This is a genomic window from Streptomyces sp. NPDC039462 (assembly GCF_055639375.1).
The window spans coordinates 20,472-42,257 of record NZ_JBVKAO010000011.1; the positions used below are offsets into that span (position 1 = coordinate 20,472).

Genomic DNA, 21,786 nt, shown 5'->3' on the forward strand with positions numbered 1-21,786 from the left:
CCCGCAGTGTTCTTCCGTGGTGGTCTTCCGTGCCGTGTGACTGTGTCTTGTGCCTTTGTGCCCTCAGTGTCTTATTGCCACCGTCACTGAATCACAGCGAGCTGCCCACTCGGTACACAGGGTCAACAAAATATGGGTCCTGTGACTCAAGTCACAGGTGAGAAGCCGCCGTTGGTCCAGTCCCTTGGACTAGTCCACCGCATCGGGCGGCACTGCGTGCCTGCTTTGCCGAGTTCTTTCCCTTCGGTTGTCCCTTCGTGCGGCTCCGCCGTCGGTCCTAGGACCGGTCTGGGACCGGAGCCCGATGTTTCGAGGAGGGCTCACCGGCTAGCTTCGACGTCGTGGCTCACGTACTGAAGACTCTCCCGGCCCCGCCTTCCCCACGCGTCCCGTCGAAGGATGGGCATGCTGATGGGGTGAGCAACGACGAGTTCCGCGCGGCGATGTCCCGCCTGGCCGCGGGCGTGGTCCTGGTGACGGCGCGCGAGCCCGGCCTGGACCCGGACGATCCGGCCGCGCCGGTGGGCGAGGACGTGGGCATGACGGCCACGGCCTTCCTGTCCGTCTCCCTCGACCCGCCCCTGGTCATGGTGAGCCTGCGCGAGGGCTCCCGGATGGACGACCTGCTCGCCGAGCAGCCCCTGTGGGGGGTGTCGGTCCTCTCGGAGAGCCAGCGGCACATCGCGGGCCGCTTCGCGATGAAGGGCCGGATCAGCGACCGGCTCCTCTTCGAGGACATTCCCTACGTACGGGGTGCCGCGTCCGGTGCGCCGCTGGTCGGCGGCGCGCTGTCGACACTGGAGTGCCGCACCGAGCAGACGGTGGTGGCGGGCGATCACACACTCGTGATCGGCCGCGTCCTGACGGCCGCCCTTCCCAGCGGGGAGGGCGGCCCGCTCCTGTACTTCCGCGGCCGCTACCGCCAACTGGGCTAGCGCCCCGTCCGGCTGCGCCCCGTCAGGGGCGCGGGGAACTGCGCGAGCAACCACGAAAAAGCCGCAGACGCATCTGCCGGGATCCCGGCAGTCGCGACTGCGGCTTCTCTCTGGCTGAGCGCGCAGTTCCCCGCGCCCCTGACGAGGCGCCCCCTGACGAGGGCTAAACCCAGCCCTGGCCGGAGCGGCCCCGTTTCGTGTCGCTCCGGGCCTTTTTGTTGCGCAGGCGCCGTTCGTTGATGCCACGAGGAACCTTCGTGGCACGCCGCGGCTTAGGCGGCGGCGCGGTCGCTTCGGCGAGGAGGGAGGCGAGCCGCGTGGCCGCCATCTCCCTGTTGCGCCACTGGGAGCGGTGCTCACTCGCCCGTACGCTGACGACGCCGTCGACGAGCCGGGACGCGAGCCGCTCCAGGGCGCGCTGCTTCCACACCTCGGGGAGCGCGTCGGTGCCGGCGAGGTCGAACCGCAGCTCGACCTGGGAGTCGGTGGTGTTGACGTGCTGCCCGCCCGGCCCCGACGACCGCGAGAAACGCCACATGAGCTCGGCCTCGGGCAGACAGACGGAGCCGCGGATGGGATAGGGACCGGACATGCCTCCATGGTCCCGCGTCTGTCGGGCTCACGTCACACGCTTTTCGTGGGACCACGGGTAAAGAAAGTAAAGCGATGCGGAACCCTGGGGACCCTGGTCCGCGTTGTTAGGGGTGAACGGTAGCTTCGTCCCCAGTACGAAGCCCGTACGTATGCAACGAGGGAAGGGACTCCCAACAATGGCAGTAAGCCTGTCCAAGGGTGGCAACGTCTCGCTCACCAAGGAGGCTCCGGGCCTGACCGCCGTCACCGTGGGCCTCGGCTGGGACGTCCGCACCACCACTGGCACCGACTTCGACCTGGACGCCTCCGCGATCGCGGTGAACACCCAGGGCAAGGTCTTCTCGGACCAGCACTTCGTCTTCTTCAACAACAAGGCGACGCCGGACCAGACCATCGTCCACACCGGTGACAACGTCACGGGCCAGGGCGAGGGCGACGACGAGCAGATCAACGTGAACCTCGCGGGTCTGCCCGCCGACATCGAGAAGATCGTCTTCCCGGTCTCGATCTACGACGCCGAGAACCGCTCGCAGAACTTCGGCCAGGTGCGGAACGCCTTCATCCGCATCATCAACCAGGCCGGTGGCACGGAGATCGCGCGCTACGACCTCTCCGAGGACGCCGCCACCGAGACCGCCATGGTCTTCGGCGAGCTGTACCGCAACGGCGCGGAGTGGAAGTTCCGCGCCGTCGGCCAGGGCTACGCCTCGGGCCTGGTCGGCATCGCGCAGGACTTCGGCGTGAACGTCTGAGATGACGGCTCGGAGGGCCCCGGCGGTGTCGCCGCCGGGGCCCTCCGTCGTGCCCGGGACCGGGACGGTCCCCCGGCACCGCGGAGCGGTCCCGTAACCCGTGCGGCGGCTGGTTCGTTGGCCTGGTCTGAGCGGTTGGTGGCCACGTGACCGCTGTTCCGATGAGAGCGGCACATGCGTACCACCTTCTCGATGGATCATCGCGAACAAGGAGCGGTACGAAGTGGAAGCTGAAGTGGAAGCTACTGATCGCGTCCGGGATCTGTTGCGAAAGAACTTCGGGGTCCGCCTCGAGGACGTCTCCCCCGACACTCCGTTCCACCAGCTGCGCATCGATTCCCTCGCGCTGGAGGAGCTGCGCTGGCTGGTCGAGGACGAGTGCGCCGTCGATCTGGCCGACGTGAGCCTCAACTCGCGTGACACGGTCGCCACTTTGCTGAACGTCGTGCGCCAGAAGACCACGGGCGAGTGACGGCCGCGACGGAGTGACGGCTGCACGGAGTGACGGCTGCGACGGAATCGAGAAGCACATGACCGAGGAACACATCCGCACTCTGACGGTGCGAGGCGTGTCGTACACCTACCGCGAGATGCGCCGGCCGGCCCCCACCACCGAACCCGTGGTCCTGATGGGCGGAATCCTCGAGGGCATGTACGACTGGACGTATCTGGAGGACGTGGTCCTGCCCCGGACCAGTCTGATCACCGTGGACATGCCCGGCCTGGACCCCGCCGCCTTCCAGTCCCCGGATCAGAGCAGCATCGACAAGCTCTCCGAAGGGCTCGCGGCCATCGTCGCCGACACGGGCCACGCCCGCGTGAATCTCTACGGCTACTCCCTCGGGGCGGCGGTCGCCTTCCACTACGCGCAGCGGCACCCCGGTCAGGTCGCGCGTCTCCTCATCGGCGGGGTGCCCGTCGAGCTCACGAAGGAGATCGTCGCCCACCTCGGGCACGCCATCGGCAAGGCGAAGGCCGGTGACACCGCCGGTTTCGCCGACCACATGGCCGCCGGCCTGCTCTGCCTCGACGAGAGCCACCACGTCCACCGCCGGGCCCTGTCCCTCGGCTACGTCCGGCGCTCCCTGCGCGCCCTGGCCCGCGATCCGCAGAACGTCAACCTGCTGGAGACCGCCCTCACCGAGCACCGCTCCCTGTCGGGCGGCCTCGTAGGGGTGCCCACCCTGGTCTTCACCGGTGAGCACGACCATCTCCACACCCTCGAACGGCAGCGGGCCTTCGCCGAGACGATCGACGGCAGCCGATTCGCCACGTTCCCCGACTGCGACCACATGATGCCGTTGCAGCGCCCCGAAGCCATCAGCTCCCTTGTCACCTCCTTCCTCATGAACGACGGGGTTGTACAGAACGCCGACTATTATGAATACTCGAATAGTCAGTCGGGCTGAAGAGCCGTCAGCCCGTGAGCCGTGACGAAAGAGGGCGCCGTGGCCACTCCGCCCACCGCATGGACGCGGGCCGCGCTGCCCCTCTGCCTGCTCGGGATCCTCGACAGTGAGACGAGGAGTTACGGGTACGCCCTGCTCGGGCGGCTCGGCGAGGCAGGGCTCGACGGCGTCAAGGCCGCGACCCTCTACCCCGCCCTCACGCGCCTCGAAGAGGAGGGCGCCGTCGAGGTCGAGTGGGGCGCGGGGGACGGCGGGCCCGGGCGCAAGTACTACCGGATCACCGAGGAGGGGCGGGCGAGGCTGCGGCGTGACCAGGCCGCCTGGGGGGCGTTCTCCCGGACCGTCGACTCGCTCCTTCCGGTGAAGCTCCCGGCGAAGGGGGACGAGGAATGAGCAGGGCAGGTACGACCCGTACACCTGAGGTCAGTTGGGCACGCGAGGAGGACGAGAAGTGGGCCGCGACCGTCCAGGTGCGGCTCGCGTTCGACGAGGGCGTGCCCGTCGGGTTCGCCGAGGAGATGCTCGCCGAGGCCCGCCAACTGGTCGAAGAGGCCGGGCAGCCCGCCCTCGACGTGCTCGGTGACCCGACCGCGTACGCCCGTACCGTCGCCGCCGAACGCGTCAGCGAGCGGTACCGCGCCCAGCTCGACACGCGCGGCATGCGCCCCGGCGAGCGGATCACCGCCTCCGTCGGGACGCTCGGGGTGATCTGGGCGGCCGTCTTCGGCCTGTACTGGTACCAGGACGGGCTGTGGGCCGGGGTGAACCGGTCATCGGTCGCGGGAGTCACGGGCATCGTCCTGGCCGCCACACTGGCCTGCGTCGCCTTCGCCGCCCGCGCCGCCGGACGGCTGCGGGGCATGTGGGCGTTCCTCGCGGCGGCCGCCGCGACCCTGGTGACCGGGATCGCCTGCGCCACGGCCCTCTCCGACGAACAGCTGTTCCGCGTGCCCGCCCCGGTGCTCATGCTGGCCGGCGCCGCGTGGGCCGCCGGCGCCTTCCTGCTCCCGGACGCCACGATCGACCGCTGGTTCACGCCCGCGCACCCGGCAGGCGGCCCCGACGACGAGCGGTGGCTGGCCCGCCTGGAGGGACTGCTGCGCGGCCGGCACGCCATGAAGGCCGGCGAGGCGCGCGGCCACGTACAAGAAGCGCGGCAGCACCTCGCCGAGGCCCGGCGGGCCGGGCGCGCCGAGGACGTCTTCGGCGACGTCGAGATCTACGCCCTGCGCCTCTCCGAGGGACCGCGCAGGGCCCAGCGCGTCACGCGGCAGAAGTTCTACGGCGCCCTGGCCTCGTCGCTGCTCTTCGCGGCCCTCACCGTCGACACGCTGCTCGACCCGCAGGAGCGGTCGTCCGGCTGGGTGGCCTGCCTGGTGGGCGCGTTCGGCTGCGCGGCGTGGGGCGCGGTCGGCGAATGGCGCACCCTTCGCAAGCAACGGACGTAACTGTGGGGACGGCGTCCGAGCCGTAACCTGCCCCGCATGATCCTCGAACCGCTCACCGCCGTCGACGGTGCCCTGCCCGGCCACGTCCTCACCGAGGTGACCGCGCTGTACGCGTCGAACCGCGAGTTCTTCGCGCTCAGCGGCGACTTCCCCGACCCCGACGACATCCGCGTCGAACAGGTCGCCAAGGCACTCGCGGACGAGCTCGCCCACCCGGGCGCCGACGTGCTCCTCGCCCGCTCGCGCGGCCGGCTCGTCGGCATCGCCCTCACCCTCGACCGGCACCCCGACCCGACGGACCCCGACCCCTGGATCGGGCTCCTGATGATCGACGCGTCCGCACACCGGACCGGCCTGGGGCGTGAGTTGGCGACCCTCGTCGAGGACCGGTTCCGGAGCGCGGGGCGCGAGGCCGTGCGCCTCGCCGTCCTGGAGAACAACCCGAAGGCCCTGCGCTTCTGGACCGCGCTCGGCTACCTGGTCATCGGCCACCGCGAGGACCGCGCCTTGCACCGCCCGTGCGCGGTCCTGCGCAAGCGGCTCTGACCATCGGGTCGGTCAGATGTCGAGGCAAGATGCCTACGGACGGTCCGGCTTGCCGTCGCCGTAGAGCCAGTCGCCCCAGATCCGGCTGACCTTCTCGCGTGCCTCGTCGCCGCCCGCGTGCTTTTCGACGTACTCCGTGAAGTCCCTGGTGTCCGCGTTCTTGTGGCGGTACGTCTTCGCCCAGCCCTGCACGATGTCGTAGAACGCGTCGTCGCCCACCGCCTGGCGGATCTTGTGGATGACCATGGCGCCGCGCTCGTAGACGGGCGGGTCGGAGATGCTCGCGGCGTCGGTGGGCTTGGCGGGCGGGAAGGCCCAGATGGCCTCGTTGTCTTCCTTGTCCTCGTAGTAGTCGCCCTTGTAGAGCGCGTCGAAGACGTCCTGCGCGCTGTCGCCGTCGTTGTCCTCCGCGTACAGCCACTCCGCGTACGTCGCGAAGCCTTCGTTGAGCCACATGTCCTGCCACGACTTGGGCGTGACGGAGTTGCCGAACCACTGGTGGGCCAGCTCGTGGACGAGGAGTCCGGTGTCGGGGGCGCCGGGGAAGACGGGCCGGGTCTGGGTCTCCAGGGCGTAGTCCACGTCCTCCTCGCGGTCGACGATCGCGCCCGTGGAGGAGAAGGGGTAGGGGCCGAAGTTGTACTCCGCCCACTCCATGACGTCCGGGATCTTCGCGAGGACCTTCTCGCTCGCCTTCGCCTGGGAGGGGTCGACGGCCGTCACGATCGGCAGGCCGTCCTCGGTCGTCGACGTCTTCAGCTCGTGCTTGCCGATGGCCACGGTCGCCACGTAGCTCGCCATCGGTTCGGCGCTGTGCCAGGCGAAGGTGGTGCGGCCGTTCTTCGTCGACTCGCGGGTCAGCTCGCCGTTGGAGACGGCCTTCAGGCCCTTCGGGACGGTGATCTGTATGTCGTACGAGGCCTTGTCGCTCGGGTGGTGGTTGCCCGGGAACCACGCCATGGAGCCGGTCGGCTCGCCGAGCGCGAGCGCGCCGTCGCCCGTCCTGAGCCAGCCCTCCTCGGCGCCGTCCTCGTCGGTGATGGTCTCCGGGGTGCCGGAGTAACGGACCGTGGCGCGGAACGTCTCACCCCGTTCGAGCTCATCGGCCGGGCGGACCCGCAGCTCCTGACCGGCGCGCTGGAAACGGGCCGCCTTGCCCTCGACGGTGATGCCGGAGACGTCGAGGCCCTTCAGGTCGAGGTTGAAGGAGCTGAGGTTCTTGGTGGCGCGGGCGGTGATCTCGGCGGTCCCCGTGAGGTGCCGGGAGCCGGGGTCGTAGCCGAGGGTCAGGCCGTAGTGCGCCACGTCGTACCCGCCGTTGCCCAGCTTGGGGAAGTACGGGTCCCGCACGCCCGGTGAGCCCGGTGTGCCGTCGACGCCCGCGCCGCTGCAGGCACTGACGGTGGCGAGCAGGGCGAGGCAGGAGGTGACGGTGGCGGCTCGTACGGCCGTAGATCGCAGGTCCACGCCGGTGATCTTATGCGGCAATTGTTCGGGAGGGGCTTGATATGGGCCCGGCCGCCGGGGCCCCCGAGCCGCCTCAGAGGACGGCGATTCCCAACGGCCGCTCACCCGCCGGGAGTCGGCGCACCGACCCGTCCGCCGTGTCGACGACGGAGATGCCGTTCCAGTGGCCGTCGCGGGTGAAGCCGCCCGTGACGTACGCGGTGCGGCCGTCCTGCGAGACGGCGACGTCCTCGTGCGGACCGTCCAGCGGGATGATCCGCTCCGTGCCGTCCTTGCTGTTCTTGCTGTTCTTGCTGTTCTTGCTGTTCTTGCTGTTCTTGCTGTCCTTCGTCCGCACGGTCAGGGAGGGGCCCTTGTCGGTGTCGGGGTCGATGGGCCCGGTGCCGACCGCGAAGAGGGTGCCGTCATCGGTGACCGTCACGCCGTGCTGGTGCGTGTTCGCGGTCATCTTCTCGACGTCGTACGCACCGGTGCGCGGATCGAGTACGACGAGCTTCTCGCCCTCGAAGGGCAGCAGGAGCCGCCCGTCGGAGGGCCGCACGGCCGCGTAGTGCGGTTTCAGCCAGGAACCGAGGCCGCCCTCTGTCCCGTAGGGGGCGACTTCGATGCGGCGGGGCTTCAGGGAGCCGGCGTGCACGACGGTGACGTCGAAGGAGTCGTGGCCGGTCGCGTAGATCTCGCGGCCGTCCTTCGACACGTCGACGTCGAAGGGCCGCCGGCCGACGGGCACGGTGCCGGTCACCTCGCGCTCGCCCGTGTCGATGACCTCCAACACGCCCTTGGCGTCCGGCACATTGACGCCCACGTAGACGTGTTCGCCGTCCGGCGCGAGGGCGATGCCCATGCCGCCGCCCCGGTACTCGCCCGTCGTCACCGGGCCGGTCTCCGTCTCGTACGGGATGCGGTCGATCCGTTCCCGGGTGCGCGTGTCGACCACGGCGACGGCGTCGGCGGTCGCCACCCAGGCGCGGCCGTCGTCCCCGACGGTGAGCCCGTAGGGGGCCGCGCCGACCTTCACCGAGTCGACGGGGCCTTTCTCCGGGTCGACGAAGGTGACGGTGTCGGATCCGAAGTCGGCGATCAGGAGGGTGTTTTGGGGTGTGGGGGTGGGGGTGCGGGTGGCGGGGGCGATGACGGTGGGGGTTGCGCGGGCGGGCTCGGGGGCGGACGCGGCGGGGCTTTCGCCTGCGGCGCAGCCCGCGACGAGCGCGACAGCGAGCAGGGCGGTGCCTGCGCCTGCGGCGGATATCCGGGGCATCCGGAGCGTCCAGGGGATCCGGCCCTGCCGGGGCATCCGGCCCTGCCGGGGCGTCCGGCCCTGCCGGGGCGTCCGGTGCGTCCGGTGCGTCCGGTGCGTCCAAGGCGTCCCGCCCTGCCGGGGCATCCGGAACGTCCAGGGCATCCGGGCCTGCCCGGGCATCCGGAGCGACCAAGGCATCCGGCCCTGCCCGGGCACCCGAAGCGACCAAGGCCTCCCACCCTGCCCGGGCATCCGAAGCGTTCGGCCCTCTCCGGGTGCCCCGGGCGTCCGGGATGTCTGGAGGGGCGCCTCGGGATTCCGAGGCTTGCCGGGTGCCTTCATGCCGCGCGCCTCCTCAACAGCTCCGCGATCTCCGCGAAGCCCCGCCGCTCCGCGTGCGCGAGCGGCGTGACACCGTCCCGGTCGGCGAGGTCCGGCGTCGCGCCTGCGGCAAGGAGCAGTTCCACGATCTCCTGGTGCGCGCGGCCGCCGTCGCCGAGGATGACGGCCTCCAGGAGGGCGGTCCAGCCGAGGTCGTTGACGTGGTCGACGTCGATGTCGGTGACGCGCAGGACCTCCCGTACGTACGCGACGTGGCCGCGCTCCGATGCGGGGATCAAGGAGACCCCGCCGAAACGGTTGCGCAGCGTCAGGTCGGGCCCCGCGGGCAGCAGGACGTGCAGCATGGCGACGCTGCCCGTCACCCCGGTGACCAGCCACGGGCTGTCGGAACGGTGGTCCTGAGCGTCGACGTCGGCGCCGGCGGCGACCAGCACCCGGGCCGCCTCGACGTGATCGCCGAGGGCGGCGAGCAGCAGCGGTGAGCGCAGCTCGGTGTCGCGGGCCTCCACGCGGGCGCCCGCGGCGAGGGCGGCGGCCACTTCCGCGGTGTTCCCGGCGCGTGTGGCGTCGAGCAGCCGCTGGTCGGCAGCGGTGGTGTTCATGCCGGATCTCCTCGTCCTACGAGTCCTACGAGTCCTGCGGGTCCTGCGCATCCTGCGGGTCTTGCGGGTGCTACAGGTTCCGCGGGTCCCCGCGCGGACGGGCGCGGGGACCGGGAACAGCCGCGGCAGCATGCGGTTCAGCATGCAGCGTGGGTGGGCTCGGGGCTCAGCGGCCGAGCGCCGCCACGCCCGCCTTCGCGAACTTCTCGTCCAGGTCGCCGCTCGGGGCGCCCGCGACGCCGATGCCCGCGACGGGCGCGCCCTTGGCCGTGACCGGCGCGCCGCCCGCGAGGAACAGGGTGCCGGGGATGTCCTTCAGGTTCGGGGCCTGCTCCAGGCGCTTGGTCAGCTCGGAGGTGGGCGCGTTCCAGGAGACGGCGGTGTACGCCTTCTTCACGGCGGACTCGGGGGACTGCGGCCCGGCACCGTCGCCGCGCAGCTGGACGATGGTGTTGCCGTTGCGGTCGACGACGGCGACGGAGACGCGCTGGTTCTCCTTCTTCGCGGCGTCGAGGGTGGCCTGCGCGGCCTTGGTGGCGGCGGCGACGGTGAGGTGCGTCGACTGGGTGAGGTTCTTGTTGCCCGCGTCGGCGGTGACGGCGGCCTTCGTGGCGGCGTCGGGGGTGCCGGCGGTGGCGGAGACCGCGCCGAAGGTGCCGGCGCCCAGGACGGCGGCGGTGGCGGCGACGGTGAGGACGCGGGTGCGGCGGGAGAGCTTCTGCATCAGGGGCTCCTAGGGGCGAAGGCGACGGGGGCGGGGTGAGGCGGGTGGGCCGGAGGGACGAAGCTCACGGGGCTCGTCTCCCTCGGCTCCCTCTGCCATCAATCCTCCGGGCGCGCCCGGGGCCCACCCCTCGACGTACCGGCTCCCAGCCGCGCGCGACTCGGCCGACACCAGGGTCAACCGATCGGTTGACCCTTCCGTGGCCCCACCGGGCCACAATGAGGGTGTTTGCCCAGTTCAGGCCCGCGCGACGGCAGTACGAAAGGGAGGCGCCCCGTGGGAGAGCGCAGGCCGGGGCTCGACCCCCGCACGCCGGACCCCGACGCCCGCTGGCTCGCGGCCGTCATGCACACGGCGTTCTTCCTGCTCCTGGGGTCGTCGCTGACCCGCTTCCTGATGCGGCACCCCGGCGAACCCCGCACCCCGTGGATCATCGCGCTCTCGGTCTCCCTCGCACTCCTCTACGTACTCGGCCCCGTCATCGGCGCCCGCCCCACCGCGCCGCGCCGGCTCGCCTGGCTGATCCTCGTCGTCGCCGTCTGGGTCGTGCTCGTCGTCCTCGCGCCGAGCTTCGCGTGGTGCGCGGTGCCGCTCTTCTACACCGGCCTGCGGACGCTGCCGCCCCGCGCCGCCCTGCTCCTCGTGGCCGTCCTGACCGCCTTCGTCGTCGTCGCCCAGCTGCAGCTCGCCGGCCGCTTCGACCCGAACCTGCTGCTCGCGCCGCCCGCCTGGGCCGCGGTCGCCACCGCCGTCTTCATCCACATGCAGCGCCAGGGGGCCCGCCAGCGCGAACTCATCGACGACCTCATCCGCACCCGTCGCGAACTCGCCGCCACCGAACGGCGCGAGGGCACGCTCGCCGAGCGCCAGCGCCTGTCCATGGAGATCCACGACACCCTCGCGCAGGGCCTGTCCAGCCAGCAGATGCTGCTGCAGGCCGCCGACCGCATCTGGGACACGGACCCGGCGAAGGCCCGCACCCACGTCCGTACCGCCGAGTCGATCACCGAGCGCGGCCTCGCCGAGGCCCGCCGCTTCGTGCACGACCTGGCCCCCGCCGACCTCGCGGACGGCGGCGGCGTGGCGCAGGCGCTGCGGGCGCTCGCGGAACGCGAGTCCGACGCGGGCCTCACCGTCCGCTTCCACGTGGACGGCACGCCGGTGCCGCTGCCGGACCGGGTCAGCTCGGCGCTTCTCCGCATCGCGCAGGGCGCCCTCGCGAACGTACGCGAGCACGCGGACGCCACCACCGCCGCGCTGACCCTCACCCTCCTCGACGACCAGGTGGTCCTCGACGTCGCGGACGACGGCCGCGGCTTCACGCCGCCGCCCTCGCCCGGTCCCGAATCCCCGGCAGGTGTACGAGGCCACGGTCTGCCCGCGATCCGCGCTCGGGCCGGCCAGCTCGGCGGCACACTGACGATCGAGTCGGCGCCGGGTGAGGGCGCGGTCCTCTCCGTATCGATCCCGCTGCCGAGCCCGCTGCCGGGTCCGCCGTCGAGCCCCTTGGAGTCCCAGCCATGAACGCCGCACCGTCCCGCCCCGTCCGTCTGCTGGTCTGCGACGACCACGTCGTCGTACGCGCCGGGCTGCTCGCCCTGCTCGGCAGCGCGCCCGACATCGAGGTGGTCGGCGAGGCGGGCACCGGCGAAGAGGCGGTCGCCCTCGCCGCGAAACTGTCACCGGACGTCGTCCTGATGGACCTGCAACTGGGCGACGGCATCGACGGCGTGGAAGCCACCCGCCGCATCACGTCGTCCCCGCCCCCCGCCCCGCACGTCCTGGTCCTCACCACCTACGACACCGACGCCGACATCACCCGCGCCATCGAGGCGGGCGCGACGGGGTACCTCCTCAAGGCGGAGCGCCCCGAGGAACTCTTCTCCGCGATCCACGCCGCGTCCCAGGGCCGCACCACGCTCTCGCCCCCCGTCGCCTCCCGCGTCATGGCCCGCATGCGCGCCCCGCAGCCGACGCTCACCGACCGCGAGCGCGACATCCTCGGCCAGCTCTCCCAGGGCCTCGGCAACCGCGAGATCGCCCGCGCCCTCTTCATCAGCGAGGCCACGGTCAAGACCCACCTGGGGCGGATCTACGACAAGCTGGGCGTGGACACGCGGGCGGGTGCGGTGGCCGTGGCGAAGGAACAACGCCTCCTGCCCTGAGCGGCATCGCACCGCACGCCCCACGCTGCCCGGTCCATGACACCATCGAACCGTGCTCGACATCGGCTATGCCCTCTCCCGCCGCTTCCCCGACCCCGCCCAGCTGGACTACAGCCGGGCGGATGTCCATACGCTCCGCCACGACCTGTTCTGCGGGGACGTGTACCTGGCGGACACCAAGGCGGACCGGGAACTGTCCACAGCCTGGGGATGGGTGCCCGTCCTCGACTTCGCGTGGGCGCTGTGCGACATCGTGGAGACCCTGGACAAGGACCCGCTCGGCAGCCGGGCCTCTCGCCCCCAGTACGCGGAGCTCGACTTCACCGAGTCGACGGACCGCATGCTGTTCGCCCGCCGCTTCGGCTGGGTCGACATCGAGGCGGACTGGATGGATCCCGAGGATCCTCCGCTGACCTTCTCCCACACGGAGCTGCGTCGTGAGGCCCGCGACTTTCTGCACGACCTCGTGGCGGATCTGACCGACCTCCACGAGTCCCTGTCGGACAACCCCACGATCTGGTCCCTCCTCGCCCGCTTCCCCCGCACCGCCTAGGCCCCGTTACGGGTGAGCCCGCGCCGCCCCGCCGAGGCAGGACCCCAAGCCCGCCGCTCCGCGGCGGATGTTCCCCACCCACCCACCCGTTTGCCCCGCAACGTCCCGCGGGAGTAGGGGCGGGTGGGTGGGTGTCCCCCCGCAACGTCCTGTGGGGGTAGGGGCGGATGGGTGGGTATCCCCAGCGACGCCCCGCGGGGGTAGGGGCGGGCGGGTGGGAGCTACCCTGCGCCGTCCTGCGGGAGTAGGGGCGAGTGGGTGGGTATCCCCCGCGACGTCCTGCGGGAGTAAGGGCGGGTGGGTGGGGATTGCCCCGCGACGCAGCTGCCGCGCAGGGGGGAGCGGAGACGAGGAGCGCCCGAGGAACCCCCACCGGGGCGCAGCCGCCAGCGCGCCCGAGGGGACGTGGGGGTATGTGCGAACGGAGCACCGAGCACACTCTGGCGCCTTTGGACTTGAGGCGCGGCGCAGGGATGGCGAGTACGCACATACCCCCGCGGCCCCGCCCCACGGGCGGGCAGAAGGCGCAAACCCCCACAAGGCGAACGACGCCAGAATCCGCCCGGCCTACAAACGAAGCAAAGGCGAACCCCGCCCCCAGGTACCGCCCTACTCCCCCACCCCAGCCACCCGCACCCCCACCTGTGCCGCGAACGCCGGTGCCAGTTCCAGGAGTTGGGACGGGCTGATCACCGCGCCGGCCAGGCACTCGATCCCCCGCGCCACCTCCAGCTCTCCCGCCTCCCGAAGATCCACGTCCTTCATCCGCGCCCCCGTGAAGTCGACCCCCCGCACCACGCACCCCCGAAACTCCACCCGCTCCAGCGAAGCCGCCCCGAAGTCCGGCTCCACCAGCACGCACCCCTCGAAGACGACATCCCGCAACCGCGCCTTCCGCAGGTTCAGGTAGTCGATCTTTCCGCCCCGCACCACCACCCGCTCCAGCACGCCCCCGTGCAACTGCACCCCGCCGAGCCGCGCGTCCACGATCTCCACGTCCCGCAGCGACGCCTCCGCGAGGTCCGTCCCCACCCCCCGCAGCTCCGTCAGCACGGAGTCGACGAACCGCGCCCGCGCCAGCCGCGTCTCGTCGACGCCGCACCCCGCCACCGCCGAGTCCATGAACAGCGCCCCGGCCCCGTCCTGCCCGCCGAGGTCAAGGTCACGGAACTCGACCCCGTCGTAGTCCCCGTCGGGCTCCAGCTCCCCTCCCTCGAACGGCCGGAGCGGCGGCAACCGCACCTCGGCCTCCCGAGCCGCCTTGACCACCCGCACCGCCCGCCCGGCCTGTTCCCGCACCGCCTGCACCGCCCGCGTCGGTTTCGCTTTCTGAGCCATGCCCCCATCGTGCCCGCCCCCACTGACAACGCCCGACACCACAAGCCCTACGCCCCCGAGAACGAGACCGAAACCGAACCCGAGCCGTCATGTCACATCCAGGCCACCCCCACACGTCCAAGTGGTGAAGTCCAACCACCAAGGGAGCCCACCCATGCCCACCGCGCGGCAGAACCACATCACCGTCGTCGGCGGCGGCTTCGCCGGCCTCACCGCGGCCATCAGCGCCGCCGAGGCAGGCGCCCGCGTGACCCTCCGCGAGGCCCACCACACGCTCGGCGGCCGCGCCCGCACCTCCGAAGGCACGTACAAGACGAACGAGGGCCCGCACGCGCTCTACAACGGCGGCCCCCACTGGACCTGGCTGAAGCAGCGCGGCCTCATCGGCCCGCTCGCCCCGCTGCCGCCCCTCGAAGGCGCCCGCCTGCGCCTGCTCCACAACGGCGCGCTGCGCCGCACACCGCCCCTCGCGATGCTGAAGCTGCTGCGCCGCAAGGCGGAGCAGGCCCCCGTGGACCGGGATTTCACCGGCTGGGCCACCGAGCAGGTCGGCGAGGAGGGCGCGAAGGCCGCCGCGCACTACATCGCCGTGGCGACGTTCCACCACGACCCCGGTTCGCTCTCCGCCCGTTTCGTGCAGGAGCGCCTGCGCCGCGCCACGAAGCTGCCCCCGGAGGCGCACTACCCGCGCGGCGGCTGGGGCTCGGTCATCGACCGCATGGCCGCGCTGGCCTGGAACATGGGCGTCCGCACGGAGACGCTGGACCGCGTCGACAGCCTCTCCGACCTGGGCCTCCCCCAGGACGGCCCGGTCATCGTCGCGACCTCCCTCGAAGCAGCCCGCCGCCTCCTCGGCGACGATTCCCTGCGCTGGGAGAGCGGCCGCACCGCACTCGTCGACGTGGCCTTCCGTACCCGTAAAGGCGACGCCTTCGTCGTATCCGACCTGGACCGCACCGGCTGGGTCGAACGTTTCACCGCGCAGGATCACACCCTCGCCCCGGCCGGCGAACAGCTCGTACAGGCACAGATTCCGCTCTCGCCCGAGGAGACGAAGGCCGACGGCGTGGCCCGCGCCGAGCACCTGCTCGACCTCGGGTACCCCGGCTGGCGCGAGCGCCTGACGTGGCGCCGCGCCTCCGTCGCGAACGGCCGTACGGGCGCGCTGGACCGCCCCGGCACCACCTGGCGGGACCGCCCCGCGATCGACCGGGGCGACGGCGTGTATCTGGCGGGCGACCAGGTGGCGGCGCCGGGACTGCTGTCCGAGGTCTCGTTCAACAGCGCCATGGAGGCGGTGTCGCTCGCGCTGGCGAAGTCGGCTCTTGACCTCAAGTCCACTTCAGGTTGAAGGGTGAGGGGCGTACGCGATCAACGGCGCACAGCGCCCCATCACACCCCCGAGGAGCGGTCATGCCCACGCCCACCCCCACCCCCGCAGGCCCCGAGAAGCACACCACCATGCGAGCCATCCGCCTCCATGCCTTCGGCCCCGCCGAGAACCTCGTCCTGGAGGAGACACCGGTCCCCGAACCGGCCGAGGGCCAGGTCCGGATCAGCGTGGCCGCCGCCGGCGTGCACCTCCTGGACACCTCGATCCGCGAGGGCATCCAGGGCCCGCTGCCCGAACTCCCGAGCCTCCCCACCATCCCCGGCAGGGAGATAGCGGGCATCGTCGACGAGCTCGGCGAGGGGACCCCCGCGCACTGGCTGGGCAAGCGCGTCGTCGCCCACATCGGCTTCGCCCCCGGAGGCTACGCCGAGCGCGTCGTCACCGACGCGTCCCGCCTGCACGAGATCCCCGACGACCTGGACGCCGCGGAGGCGGTCGCCCTGATCGGCACGGGTCGTACGACGATGGGGATCCTGCAGTTCACGGAGCTGACCCCCGACACCGTGGCGGTCATCCCCGCCGCCGCGGGCGGCATCGGCACGCTCCTCACGAAGTACGCCAAGCACCGAGGCGCCACGGTGATCGGCCTGGCGGGCGGACCGGAGAAGACGGACCGCGTCCGCGCCAACGGCGCCGACCTCGCCGTGGACTACACCGACCCGGCGTGGCCCGACGAGGTCCGCGCGTACCTCCGGGAGGAGCGCGAAGGGCGCGCGGCCACCGTCGTCTTCGACGGAGTGGGCGGCAAGGCGGGCCTGGCCGCGGTCGACCTGCTGGGCCCGGGCGGCACCCACGTCGTCTTCGGCTGGTCCGGCAAGGGCCCGCACGACGACGGAGAGCTGAAGTTCACCGACGCGGAGCTCGCCGAGCGCGGCATCACGCAGATCAACGTCCTCGGCCCGGCGATGATGCGCAAGGCGGGCGGCGACAACCCCGTCCGCACCCTGGAGCTCGCCGCCCTCACCGCCGCCTCGCTCGGCCACTTCACACCGGCCGTGCAGCGCTACCCCCTCGCGGAGGCGGCCGCGGCCCACCGCGCGCTGGAGACCCGCGCCACGATGGGCAAGGTCGTCCTGATCCCCTGATCCCTTGGTCCCCCGATCCCCCGATCCCCCGGCCTTCCGGGCAGGCCGAAATCCGGATGCCCGCACGACATTCGGGAACTACCGTCCGTTATATGGCTATGGCTATCGCTACGACCCCGGAATCCGTCCAGTTCCGCGACATCCCCGAGGCGGGGATCGACCGCGCGCTCTCCCTCGCCTACCTCGTCTTCCACGAGACCCCGGAGGAGGAGAAGCGCAAGCACCACCACGAGCTGCTGCGCGACTGCACCCGCGTCGGCGCGTACGAGAACGGGGAACTCGTCGGGTTCGTCGCGGCGTTCCCCTTCACCCTGTCGGTGCCGGGCGGCGAACTGCCCTGCCCGTGCCTGACGTTCGTGTCCGTGGCGCCGACGCACCGGCGCCGCGGCGTGCTCTCCGGCATGCTCGCGGAGCTGTTCGCGCGGGCGACGGCGGACGGCTCGCCGATCGCGGCCCTGTGGGCGTCGGAGGACGCGATCTATGGCAGGTTCGGCTTCGGGTCCGCCACCCACGGCCACACCCTGGAGATCGACTCCACGCGCCCGCTGGCCCTGCGCATCACCCCGGACGACCGCCCGCTGCGCCTCGTCGACCCGTCCGACGCCCCCGAGCTCCTCGCGGCGTACTACGACCGCACCCGCGCCGAGCGCGCCGGCCGCATCGCCCGCACCGAGGCGTGGTGGCGCGAGGAGTGGCTGGTGACGGAGGACGAGGAGGACGACGAGCTGTCGCCGCCCCGCATCGTCGTCCTCGGTGACCCCGCGGGCCCGCCGGCCGGTTATGCGATCTACCGCACCAAGACCCGCGACGACGCCCCCGGCCTGGTCCGCCTGGACGACCTGGAGGCGGACACCCCGGCCGCCGCGGCCGCCCTCTGGCGCTACCTCGCGTCGATCGACCTGACCGGCCGGATCCGCGCCTGGGGCCGCCCCCTGGACGACCCGCTGCACCTCTTCGCCGCCGACCGCGACCAGGTGCGCGTCACAGGCGAGTTCCCGGCGCTGTGGGTCCGCCTCGTCGACGTGCGCAAGGCACTGGAGTCCCGCTCCTGGGCGGCCCCGGTGGACGTCGTCCTCGACGTGCGCGACGACCGCCTCCCGGCCAACGAGGGTCGCCACCGCCTGACGGCGTCCCCCGACGGCTGTACGTACGAGAGGACCGAGGACCCCGCGGACCTCACCGTCGACGTACGCGACCTGGCCGCCTGCTACTTGGGCGGCACGAAGACCGACGCCCTGGTCCGCGCGGGCCTGGCGACGGAGCACACGGCGGGCACGGCGACGGCACTGGACGCGGCGCTGCACACGCCTCTCCTGCCGCACACCGTGGACGAGTTCTAGAGGAGTTCCAGACGAACCGCCTGGCCCGTACAAGAACTGCCTAGGCACGCCCCAGTGCCGTGAGCGCGTCGTCGGTGAGCCGGTACACGGTCCACTCGTCCTGGGGCAGCGCCCCGAGCGACTTGTAGAAGTTGATCGACGGCTCGTTCCAGTCGAGTACGGCCCATTCCAGCCGCTCGTAGCCGCGCTCCACGCAGATCCGCGCGAGCTCGGTGAGGAGCGCCTTGCCGTGTCCGCCGCGGCGCGCCTCGGGGCGTACGTACAGGTCCTCCAGGTAGATCCCGTGCACGCCGCGCCACGTGGAGAAGTTCAGGAACCACAGCGCGAAGCCGACGGCCTCGCCGGAGGTGTCGTCCTCCGCGATGTGCGCGAAGGCGGCGGGGCGCTCCCCGAAGAGCGCCTCGCGCAGCTGCTCCTCGGTGGCCCTCGCCTCGTCGGGCACCTTCTCGTACGCGGCGAGATCGCGGACCAGCGCGTGGATGACGGGGACGTCGGCGGGTGTGGCGGTACGAATCATGGGAGCAGCAAGCCACGGCGGGCCCGCCGTGGTCAACGCGGTCTCACCGGCCGAGCAGCCGCCGCGCGATCTCCATGTCGTCGGCCACCGGCGGCCTGCCGTCCTCGACCTCCCACAGCGTGTTCTGCAGGACGCGGCCGAGCGTCCAGGCGCGGGCCCGCTCGCGGTCGAGACCGAGGACCTCCGTCATCGCGTCGAACCGCCACAGCACGTCGTCGGCGTCGAACTTGTTGTCGAGGGCGGGCCACAGGTCGAAGCCGGGGTCCCCGGCGAGCGGCTTCGGGTCGATGGCGAGCCACGGCTCGCGGTCGCTCGCCAGGACGTTCTCGAAGTGCAGGTCCCAGTGCAGCATCCGGTCGCCCGCCTCGCCCATGACCTCGCGCACCGCGCCCCCGCACCGCTCGACGAGCGCGCGCTCGTCCGGATCGGTGAGGGACTTCAGGGCCCCGGGCAGCTCCTCGACCATCTCGGCCGCGATGCCGGCGAGCGTGCGCATGCCGGCGGGGGCGGGGGTCGCGGTGAGCCGGGCGAGGAGCTCGGCGAGGACGAGGACGGCCTTGCGGGTGTCGGTCATCGTCGACAACATCCGCCCGGAGTCGAGGCGTTCGAGCAGCATCGTGCCCGTGTCGGCGTCGTGGTCGAGGAGGCGCACGGCCCCGTCCCCGTCCCAGGTCCGCAGCGCGACCGGCTCGCCCTCGGTCTCCTCGTCCAGGAGCTGGAACTTGACCGCGGCCGGCGTGCCGTCGGCGCGCACGACGGGCAGGACGAGCGCGGCCATGCCGTGCATCGGGTCGCCGTCGACGGTCAGGTCCCAGCGGTCGACGAACTCCTCCACGCGCGCGGGCAGCCCGGCGATGAACGCCCGGCCGGGCTCCCCCGCGTACATGTGCTGCGACTCGACCAGCTCGTCCGGAATGCGAATGTCGATCACGAGCGGGAGATTACCGACGTACGCGCGGACGCCGCACGCGGATTTCTCCGTCCTTGAAGGCCGAGGTCAGGAAATACCCGCCGCCTTGAGCTCCTTGGCGAACGCCGCCTCCTCGTACAGCGCCTCACCCCCGGACTTCTTGCCGTCGATGAAGACGGTCGGCGTGCCCTGGATGCCGTCCTTGCTGAAGGAGTCCATCGCCTCGCCGACCCACTTCTTGTACGTCCCGTTGGTGACCGCCTTGTCGAAGGCGCCGCCGCGCAGCCCGTCGACCTTGTCGGCGATCTTCAGCAGGTAGGCAGGGGTGTAGGCGTCGTCGGTCTCCTCCGCCGCCTGGTGGGCGAAGACGGCGGCGTGGTACTGCGGGAACTTGCCCGCCTCCACGGACGCCCGCAGCGCGTTCGCCGCGTTCACCGAGCCGCTGCCGCCGAGGTTCTTGTCGAGGAACGAGGCGATCGTGTACTCGACCTTCACCGTGCCGTCGGCCACCGGCTTCACCAGCGCCTGCGCCCCGCCGTCCTCGAACTTCTTGCAGAACGGACAGCGCGGGTCCTCGTACACCTTGACCGTATGCTTGGCCTTCGGATCACCGACGGTGATGACGCCGCCCTTCACCGACGCGGGCGCGGCGGGCTTCTCGGCGGGCTTCTCGGCGGGCTTCTCGCTGACGGTGCCGCCCTTGCCGTCGTTGCTGCCGTCGTCGGGTCCGCAGGCCGACGCGGCCGCCCCGATCAGCGCCGCCGCTGCCACCGCGGCTGCGACGCGCCCGGCCTTGCGCCCGGCCTTGTGTACGGCCATGAGTTGAGCCCTCCCAGTTTCGACACGTACCGCTCAAAGCACCGGAATCTACCCGGCCCTCCGCCCGCCGGACGACCCGCCCCGCTGTACCCCGCCCCCGACCCCTGCCCACGGCCCCCACCTGCGCAGTAACGTCCGCCCATGAGCAGCGCGAACAACGGGAACACCACGCACCACGCGGCGGACACGGTCAACGGCGGCATATCGTTCTGGTACGCCGACGACGGCCTGCCCACGGCCCGCGAACCCCTGACCTCCGACGCCACGGCGGACGTCTGCATCGTCGGCGGCGGCTACACCGGCCTGTGGACCGCGTACTACCTGAAGAAGGCCGCCCCCTTCCTCCGCGTCACCGTCCTGGAGCAGAAGTTCTGCGGCTACGGAGCCTCCGGCCGCAACGGCGGCTGGCTCTACAACGGCATCGCGGGCCGCGACCGCTACGCCAAGCTGCACGGCCACGAAGCGGCGGTCCGGCTCCAGCGGGCGATGAACGACACGGTCGACGAAGTGATCCGCGCCGCCGCCGAGGAGTCGATCGACGCGGACATCCACCGGGGCGGCGTACTCGAAGTGGCGTACACGCCAGCGCAGTTGGCCCGCCTCAAGGCCTTCCACGAGACGGAACTCTCGTACGGCGAGAAGGACCGCACCCTGCACGGCGCCCGCGAGACGGCCGCGCGGATCCGTGTCGCCGGAGCCGTCGGCTCGACGTGGACCCCGCACGGCGCCCGCCTGCACCCGGTGAAACTGGTCAAGGGCCTGGCCGACGCCGTGGCGGCCCTCGGCGTCACGATCCACGAGTCGACGCCGGTCACGGAGATCAGGCCGAAGCACGCGGTCACGCCGTACGGCACGGTCCGCGCCCCCTACGTCCTGCGCTGCACGGAGGGCTTCACGGCGTCCCTGAAGGGCCAGCGCCGCACCTGGCTCCCCATGAACTCCTCGATGATCGCGACGGAACCCCTGTCACCCGCCCAGTGGGAGTCGATCGGCTGGGAGGGCCGCGAGACGCTCGGCGACATGGCGCACGCGTACATGTACGCCCAGCGCACCGCCGACGGCCGCATCGCACTCGGCGGCCGTGGCGTCCCGTACCGCTACGGCTCGAAGACCGACAACGACGGCCGCACCCAGCAGCCCACGGTCGAGGCCCTGCACGCCATCCTGCGCCGCTTCTTCCCCCAGCTCGCGGGCGTCCGGGTGGCCCACGCCTGGTCCGGCGTCCTCGGCGTGCCCCGCGACTGGTGCGCCACGGTCACCCTGGACCGCGCCACGGGCCTCGGCTGGGCGGGCGGCTACGTCGGCTCCGGCGTCGCCACCGCCAACCTCGCCGCCCGCACCCTGCGCGACCTGGTCCAACAGGACTCGGGCCAGGCGGGCCCCACCGACCTCACCACGCTCCCCTGGGTGAACCACAAGGTCCGCAAGTGGGAACCGGAACCGTTCCGCTGGCTCGGCGTCCACGGCATGTACGCCACGTACCACGCGGCCGACCGCCGCGAACTGACCACCCACACCACCGAGTCCTCCCACCTGGCCCAGTGGGCAGACCGCCTGGCGGGCCGCCACTGAGCAGCCACCGCTCCTGAACCCGGACGCCCCTCCAG

At 71.9% G+C, this 21,786-nt stretch carries 23 protein-coding genes; 14 read left to right on the top strand and 9 right to left on the bottom strand.

Annotated features, from left to right (window positions below; genetic code table 11):
* Window positions 1–353 precede the first annotated feature (353 nt).
* Complete coding sequence (locus ACZ7LU_RS38875) at window positions 354–935, top strand: flavin reductase family protein (RefSeq protein ID WP_398303736.1); 582 nt, start codon at window positions 354–356, stop codon at window positions 933–935.
* Between the two features lie 163 nt (window positions 936–1,098).
* Here the strand turns inward: ACZ7LU_RS38875 and arfB are convergent, their stop codons facing one another.
* Complete coding sequence (gene arfB / locus ACZ7LU_RS38880) at window positions 1,099–1,527, bottom strand: alternative ribosome rescue aminoacyl-tRNA hydrolase ArfB (protein WP_398302915.1); 429 nt, start codon at window positions 1,525–1,527, stop codon at window positions 1,099–1,101.
* Window positions 1,528–1,705: 178 nt separating this feature from the next.
* Between arfB and ACZ7LU_RS38885 the strand changes: the two genes are divergently transcribed.
* The 6 genes from ACZ7LU_RS38885 (at window position 1,706) to ACZ7LU_RS38910 (ending at window position 5,684) form a co-directional block, all read left to right on the top strand.
* On the top strand, window positions 1,706–2,281 hold the full coding sequence (locus ACZ7LU_RS38885; RefSeq protein WP_030791572.1) for a TerD family protein: 576 nt from the start codon (window positions 1,706–1,708) through the stop codon (window positions 2,279–2,281).
* Between the two features lie 223 nt (window positions 2,282–2,504).
* Entirely contained in the window at window positions 2,505–2,753 is a 249-nt protein-coding gene (locus tag ACZ7LU_RS38890; protein WP_398302913.1) for an acyl carrier protein, read from the top strand.
* A 58-nt stretch (window positions 2,754–2,811) separates the two neighbouring features.
* Window positions 2,812–3,690, top strand: a complete 879-nt coding sequence (locus ACZ7LU_RS38895) for an alpha/beta fold hydrolase (RefSeq protein WP_398302911.1) — start codon at window positions 2,812–2,814, stop codon at window positions 3,688–3,690.
* A 39-nt stretch (window positions 3,691–3,729) separates the two neighbouring features.
* On the top strand, window positions 3,730–4,083 hold the full coding sequence (locus ACZ7LU_RS38900) for a PadR family transcriptional regulator (RefSeq protein WP_471919541.1): 354 nt from the start codon (window positions 3,730–3,732) through the stop codon (window positions 4,081–4,083).
* Window positions 4,080–5,138, top strand: coding sequence for a hypothetical protein (locus ACZ7LU_RS38905; RefSeq protein WP_471919542.1), 1,059 nt, complete (start codon window positions 4,080–4,082; stop codon window positions 5,136–5,138). The genes ACZ7LU_RS38900 and ACZ7LU_RS38905 overlap by 4 nt, the downstream gene beginning before the upstream one ends.
* A 36-nt stretch (window positions 5,139–5,174) precedes the next feature.
* Window positions 5,175–5,684: a GNAT family N-acetyltransferase gene (locus ACZ7LU_RS38910; protein ID WP_398302905.1), complete on the top strand. Its 510-nt coding sequence runs from the start codon at window positions 5,175–5,177 to the stop codon at window positions 5,682–5,684.
* Window positions 5,685–5,717: 33 nt separating this feature from the next.
* On the opposite strand, the gene ACZ7LU_RS38915 is transcribed toward ACZ7LU_RS38910, so the two are convergent.
* The 4 genes from ACZ7LU_RS38915 to ACZ7LU_RS38930 form a co-directional block, all read right to left on the bottom strand.
* Window positions 5,718–7,097 carry a M1 family metallopeptidase gene (locus ACZ7LU_RS38915; RefSeq protein WP_471919615.1) on the bottom strand — a complete coding sequence of 460 codons (1,380 nt, stop codon included), beginning with the start codon at window positions 7,095–7,097 and terminating at the stop codon, window positions 5,718–5,720.
* 127 nt (window positions 7,098–7,224) lie between these two features.
* Complete coding sequence (locus ACZ7LU_RS38920) at window positions 7,225–8,409, bottom strand: YncE family protein (protein ID WP_471919543.1); 1,185 nt, start codon at window positions 8,407–8,409, stop codon at window positions 7,225–7,227.
* A 320-nt stretch (window positions 8,410–8,729) separates the two neighbouring features.
* Window positions 8,730–9,335, bottom strand: a complete 606-nt coding sequence (locus tag ACZ7LU_RS38925) for an ankyrin repeat domain-containing protein (protein ID WP_471919544.1) — start codon at window positions 9,333–9,335, stop codon at window positions 8,730–8,732.
* A gap of 166 nt (window positions 9,336–9,501) precedes the next feature.
* On the bottom strand, window positions 9,502–10,059 hold the full coding sequence (locus ACZ7LU_RS38930; RefSeq protein ID WP_468555508.1) for a GlcG/HbpS family heme-binding protein: 558 nt from the start codon (window positions 10,057–10,059) through the stop codon (window positions 9,502–9,504).
* 345 nt (window positions 10,060–10,404) lie between these two features.
* Between ACZ7LU_RS38930 and ACZ7LU_RS38935 the strand changes: the two genes are divergently transcribed.
* Genes ACZ7LU_RS38935 through ACZ7LU_RS38945 form a run of 3 tightly spaced genes read left to right on the top strand, consistent with a single transcriptional unit; the run spans window position 10,405 to window position 12,777 of the window.
* The gene (locus tag ACZ7LU_RS38935; RefSeq protein ID WP_468305660.1) at window positions 10,405–11,583 is read left to right on the top strand and encodes a sensor histidine kinase; all 1,179 of its coding nucleotides are present in this window, start codon (window positions 10,405–10,407) and stop codon (window positions 11,581–11,583) included.
* Window positions 11,580–12,224 (top strand): response regulator, encoded by a 645-nt coding sequence (locus ACZ7LU_RS38940; protein ID WP_398302894.1) that lies wholly within the window; start codon window positions 11,580–11,582, stop codon window positions 12,222–12,224. Before ACZ7LU_RS38935 ends, ACZ7LU_RS38940 begins: the two co-directional genes overlap by 4 nt.
* 52 nt (window positions 12,225–12,276) lie before the next feature.
* Window positions 12,277–12,777, top strand: a complete 501-nt coding sequence (locus tag ACZ7LU_RS38945) for a hypothetical protein (RefSeq protein WP_468305298.1) — start codon at window positions 12,277–12,279, stop codon at window positions 12,775–12,777.
* 609 nt (window positions 12,778–13,386) lie between these two features.
* Here ACZ7LU_RS38945 and ACZ7LU_RS38950 read toward each other — a convergent pair.
* Complete coding sequence (locus ACZ7LU_RS38950) at window positions 13,387–14,115, bottom strand: pentapeptide repeat-containing protein (RefSeq protein WP_471919545.1); 729 nt, start codon at window positions 14,113–14,115, stop codon at window positions 13,387–13,389.
* A gap of 154 nt (window positions 14,116–14,269) precedes the next feature.
* Here ACZ7LU_RS38950 and ACZ7LU_RS38955 point away from each other — a divergent pair, with 154 nt between their 5' ends.
* The 3 genes from ACZ7LU_RS38955 (at window position 14,270) to ACZ7LU_RS38965 (ending at window position 17,933) form a co-directional block, all read left to right on the top strand.
* Window positions 14,270–15,466 carry an NAD(P)-binding protein gene (locus ACZ7LU_RS38955; RefSeq protein ID WP_398302888.1) on the top strand — a complete coding sequence of 399 codons (1,197 nt, stop codon included), beginning with the start codon at window positions 14,270–14,272 and terminating at the stop codon, window positions 15,464–15,466.
* A gap of 110 nt (window positions 15,467–15,576) precedes the next feature.
* Window positions 15,577–16,593 (top strand): zinc-binding dehydrogenase, encoded by a 1,017-nt coding sequence (locus ACZ7LU_RS38960; protein WP_471919616.1) that lies wholly within the window; start codon window positions 15,577–15,579, stop codon window positions 16,591–16,593.
* Window positions 16,594–16,685: 92 nt separating this feature from the next.
* Window positions 16,686–17,933, top strand: coding sequence for a GNAT family N-acetyltransferase (locus ACZ7LU_RS38965; protein ID WP_471919546.1), 1,248 nt, complete (start codon window positions 16,686–16,688; stop codon window positions 17,931–17,933).
* Window positions 17,934–17,973: 40 nt separating this feature from the next.
* On the opposite strand, the gene ACZ7LU_RS38970 is transcribed toward ACZ7LU_RS38965, so the two are convergent.
* The 3 genes from ACZ7LU_RS38970 to ACZ7LU_RS38980 form a co-directional block, all read right to left on the bottom strand.
* Window positions 17,974–18,450 (bottom strand): GNAT family N-acetyltransferase, encoded by a 477-nt coding sequence (locus tag ACZ7LU_RS38970; RefSeq protein WP_398302884.1) that lies wholly within the window; start codon window positions 18,448–18,450, stop codon window positions 17,974–17,976.
* 43 nt (window positions 18,451–18,493) lie between these two features.
* A complete protein-coding gene (locus ACZ7LU_RS38975; protein ID WP_471919617.1) occupies window positions 18,494–19,336 on the bottom strand; it encodes an aminoglycoside phosphotransferase family protein in 843 nt (280 codons plus the stop codon).
* 111 nt (window positions 19,337–19,447) lie between these two features.
* A complete protein-coding gene (locus ACZ7LU_RS38980; protein WP_471919547.1) occupies window positions 19,448–20,179 on the bottom strand; it encodes a DsbA family protein in 732 nt (243 codons plus the stop codon).
* 141 nt (window positions 20,180–20,320) lie between these two features.
* Here ACZ7LU_RS38980 and ACZ7LU_RS38985 point away from each other — a divergent pair, with 141 nt between their 5' ends.
* Window positions 20,321–21,751, top strand: a complete 1,431-nt coding sequence (locus ACZ7LU_RS38985) for an NAD(P)/FAD-dependent oxidoreductase (protein ID WP_471919548.1) — start codon at window positions 20,321–20,323, stop codon at window positions 21,749–21,751.
* Window positions 21,752–21,786 lie beyond the last annotated feature (35 nt).

What these genes read in the sequence shown, in the direction of transcription:
- arfB (WP_398302915.1), bottom strand. Translation starts at nt 1,527, where the DNA reads ATGTCCGGTCCCTATCCCATCCGCGGCTCCGTCTGTCTGCCCGAGGCC.
- ACZ7LU_RS38885 (WP_030791572.1), top strand. Translation starts at nt 1,706, where the DNA reads ATGGCAGTAAGCCTGTCCAAGGGTGGCAACGTCTCGCTCACCAAGGAG.
- ACZ7LU_RS38895 (WP_398302911.1), top strand. Translation starts at nt 2,812, where the DNA reads ATGACCGAGGAACACATCCGCACTCTGACGGTGCGAGGCGTGTCGTAC.
- ACZ7LU_RS38905 (WP_471919542.1), top strand. Translation starts at nt 4,080, where the DNA reads ATGAGCAGGGCAGGTACGACCCGTACACCTGAGGTCAGTTGGGCACGC.
- ACZ7LU_RS38910 (WP_398302905.1), top strand. Translation starts at nt 5,175, where the DNA reads ATGATCCTCGAACCGCTCACCGCCGTCGACGGTGCCCTGCCCGGCCAC.
- ACZ7LU_RS38920 (WP_471919543.1), bottom strand. Translation starts at nt 8,409, where the DNA reads ATGCCCCGGATATCCGCCGCAGGCGCAGGCACCGCCCTGCTCGCTGTC.
- ACZ7LU_RS38925 (WP_471919544.1), bottom strand. Translation starts at nt 9,335, where the DNA reads ATGAACACCACCGCTGCCGACCAGCGGCTGCTCGACGCCACACGCGCC.
- ACZ7LU_RS38930 (WP_468555508.1), bottom strand. Translation starts at nt 10,059, where the DNA reads ATGCAGAAGCTCTCCCGCCGCACCCGCGTCCTCACCGTCGCCGCCACC.
- ACZ7LU_RS38935 (WP_468305660.1), top strand. Translation starts at nt 10,405, where the DNA reads ATGCACACGGCGTTCTTCCTGCTCCTGGGGTCGTCGCTGACCCGCTTC.
- ACZ7LU_RS38940 (WP_398302894.1), top strand. Translation starts at nt 11,580, where the DNA reads ATGAACGCCGCACCGTCCCGCCCCGTCCGTCTGCTGGTCTGCGACGAC.
- ACZ7LU_RS38950 (WP_471919545.1), bottom strand. Translation starts at nt 14,115, where the DNA reads ATGGCTCAGAAAGCGAAACCGACGCGGGCGGTGCAGGCGGTGCGGGAA.
- ACZ7LU_RS38955 (WP_398302888.1), top strand. Translation starts at nt 14,270, where the DNA reads ATGCCCACCGCGCGGCAGAACCACATCACCGTCGTCGGCGGCGGCTTC.
- ACZ7LU_RS38960 (WP_471919616.1), top strand. Translation starts at nt 15,577, where the DNA reads ATGCGAGCCATCCGCCTCCATGCCTTCGGCCCCGCCGAGAACCTCGTC.
- ACZ7LU_RS38965 (WP_471919546.1), top strand. Translation starts at nt 16,686, where the DNA reads ATGGCTATGGCTATCGCTACGACCCCGGAATCCGTCCAGTTCCGCGAC.
- ACZ7LU_RS38970 (WP_398302884.1), bottom strand. Translation starts at nt 18,450, where the DNA reads ATGATTCGTACCGCCACACCCGCCGACGTCCCCGTCATCCACGCGCTG.
- ACZ7LU_RS38975 (WP_471919617.1), bottom strand. Translation starts at nt 19,336, where the DNA reads ATGTACGCGGGGGAGCCCGGCCGGGCGTTCATCGCCGGGCTGCCCGCG.
- ACZ7LU_RS38980 (WP_471919547.1), bottom strand. Translation starts at nt 20,179, where the DNA reads ATGGCCGTACACAAGGCCGGGCGCAAGGCCGGGCGCGTCGCAGCCGCG.
- ACZ7LU_RS38985 (WP_471919548.1), top strand. Translation starts at nt 20,321, where the DNA reads ATGAGCAGCGCGAACAACGGGAACACCACGCACCACGCGGCGGACACG.